The sequence below is a fragment of the Arsukibacterium sp. genome, assembly GCF_036735525.1.
GTDB lineage: Bacteria > Pseudomonadota > Gammaproteobacteria > Enterobacterales > Alteromonadaceae > Alishewanella.
Genome location: NZ_DAINOE010000175.1, coordinates 1 through 2,750 on the forward strand (window position 1 = coordinate 1; position 2,750 = coordinate 2,750).

Annotated in this window: 3 protein-coding genes; all 3 read right to left on the reverse strand. The window is 44.5% G+C overall.

Annotation, left to right across the window (positions count from 1 at the left end):
- Positions 1–92 precede the first annotated feature (92 nt).
- Entirely contained in the window at positions 93–356 is a 264-nt protein-coding gene (locus V7D78_RS16900) for a hypothetical protein (RefSeq protein ID WP_333609623.1), read from the reverse strand.
- A 331-nt stretch (positions 357–687) separates the two neighbouring features.
- On the reverse strand, positions 688–2,253 hold the full coding sequence (locus V7D78_RS16905; protein ID WP_333609624.1) for a transposase: 1,566 nt from the start codon (positions 2,251–2,253) through the stop codon (positions 688–690).
- 158 nt (positions 2,254–2,411) lie between these two features.
- On the reverse strand, positions 2,412–2,750 hold a 339-nt coding region (locus V7D78_RS16910; protein WP_333609625.1), incomplete at its 5' end, for a hypothetical protein.

Genomic DNA, 2,750 nt, shown 5'->3' on the forward strand with positions numbered 1-2,750 from the left:
TGACAGTCGAGATGACATTATCGCTGCGATAGACTTTCTGGTTACCGGCATTTAAGGCCGCTATCAACTTTTGGTCCGATTAGTGCGCCTTGTCATATGCCATTGAATAACCGCAATTTTGCCATTGAAATAGCAATGAAATAAGCAACTATAGCAATGGTAAAAACTACTAGCGCGCCCAAAGAACCAAACGCTAACTGACTACCAATTAATGCCCAAGTGTCTAAAGGCTCTTTAGCAGTCACTATACTAAGCATCGAAAAAATTACTCCACCTAAAAGCAAACCAAAACCAGGAACAACAACCGCAAAATAAAGCGATTTAACGGTGCGTGAAAGCACAGTGTTTGCTGGCATGTACGGCGCCAATACAAAGCTGACAACAAGTACGCCAATTAAACTGGGCCAAAAGATAGAAATTAACGGAAAAGATACTGCAATAGCTGCTAATAAATAGCAAAAAGCAAACACTATCCTTGTCTTTAGACTCAATTCTGCAGCCCTCTTGGCATATAACGAGCCTGTAGAAAAACCAGTTTAAGACACTGCATTTCTACCCCAGCTTTTCTGTTTATTATTTGTTAGCAACTCTGCATGTTTTTGGCGGGAATATCAAGACTAGATTCAGTTGACGCTACTCATCTAAAACCAGTGGTTAATCAGACCGTTCTGGGCGTAGTTAGCTCCATTATTCCGCTAACTTACCGTATCGGCTTACCTTCTCCAGATTATGCACCATACAATACAACTGCCATTGGCCTTGTACTTTGGTTTTGCCACGCAAACTAAAGCGTTTTAGCCCTTTGTTGGTGCCAATATTGCCAAACACCGGCTCTACTACTGACATGCGGTGGCTGTATATTTGTTTGCCGGCCTCGCTGTCTACCCGCTGTTTCATCCAGTCGGTGTAATTGGGCGGCGCATTAGCTCTGAGTAAAAATGATACCTGTCGACCACTGCCTTTTCGATGATTGGCAGACTCGGGGTTTACCATGCATTGCTCTTTTAAATCACAACCTCGGCACTGCAATAGTTTGCCGGTAAACAACGCTCGTTGCTGGCCGTCAGGCTCTATCCGGATCCCTCGACTCGACAATAATAACGCCGAAGGGCAAACACAGGTCATAGCAATGGGGTCAAATTCAAACGCGCTTGCAGGGATAACCGCCTTTTGTCCTGCCGCATCATGCTGATGCCTCTTACCATACTTTTGCTTTTGCTCGCTAAATTTCGGGTCGCGCTTTCTAAACTGGTTATCCGGCACGTAGCCGTTTATTTTCTGTTGGTACAAATAACTATTGTTGGCTTCATTAGCAAAGCCGGTGTCGGCCGTCACGATGGTGTTACCGGCAAAGATATTGTCGCTTATCCCCATACTTTTATAGCACTGCTGTATTTTTTCCAGTACCGGCACCAAGGTGTGATGCTCTTGCCCTTCGCCAAAGGCTTGTGCATCGACAATAATCTGATGCTTCTTATCCACTGCTGCCACACCGTTATAGCCTTGAATCGTGCCTTTGCTCGTCGTCATCTTGGCTGATTCATTATCGGTGATATTACTTTTCACTTCCTTGGGTCTTTTGCCCTGGCCCATCCGTGGACTGGCGGTCTTTAAAAAATCAGTAATCTTGTCATGCGCGTTATTCAATGTCTCAATGCTTTGCTGGTGCCGGGCTTTACGCGCTTCATCTGCACTGGCTTGCTCATCCAGCTTTTTATGTTGCTCCAGGTGGTAACGGATTTGCCGTTTTAACTTATCCCGCTTAGCACTGAGCTCTTTAAAAGTGCCAGACCATTCTTTTGCGGCATTCGAGGACATTTTGCAGCCATCGATAGCGAACAGCTCATTACCCAGCAAACCCTGCTGATGGCACACCAATAACACCTGTTCAAACAGCTGGGCAATTTGCACCGACGAGCCACTGACAAAGGCCGCTATCGTTGTAAAGTGCGGCACGGTATCGCATGACAGCGCTTTAAAGATGATGTTGGTTTCGCAACACCACTGTATTTCGCGGCTAGAGGTAATGCCCTTGGAATACGCAAACAGAATGATTTTTAACAGCACAGCCGGATCATACGCCGGGCGGCCATTGTCTTCATTCTGGTATTTACAATGAAATATCGACAGGTCGAGTTTGTTATCAATCAGGTAATGAATGGCATGTTCAAAAGTGCCAGGCTGCAGTTGGTCGAGATAATTAATCACCACCATGGCACTTTGATTGTAATCGTAAGGGATATATTTAGGCATTAGGCGTTGTCCATTTTTTAATCAGACAACACTATTTGATCACAAACTTGATCGCGTGAAAAGAGGTTTTTCTACAGCCTCAACGCCCGCAGCACAGGCCGAAACCCGCGTAGCGGTTGAGGTCCAGGCCACGCAGTGGCCGTGTGTGGCTGCGCTTGTTATGCGATTGAATTTTTAACAAAATTTCCATCGAATTTTATTATGATCTCTTTTTTATCCGTGTGAATACAAATGGTCTTTTCATGTAGCCAATTAATTCCGATTACACTATCAATGCATTGATCGTCATACTCATCGTCAAGCCTTTCCTCTTTATACGACTCTATACCAGTAAATATGATCTCTATCACTGGTTTACATATTTCAGGAGAATCAACACAGACCAATATTAGCTGCCTTTTGCCAATGTCATATACCAGTCTGTCAATGTAAGGCGAGCATCCTTCCAGATATTCTGATGTCATATCCATTACTCGAACTCCATTAACGCATAACGC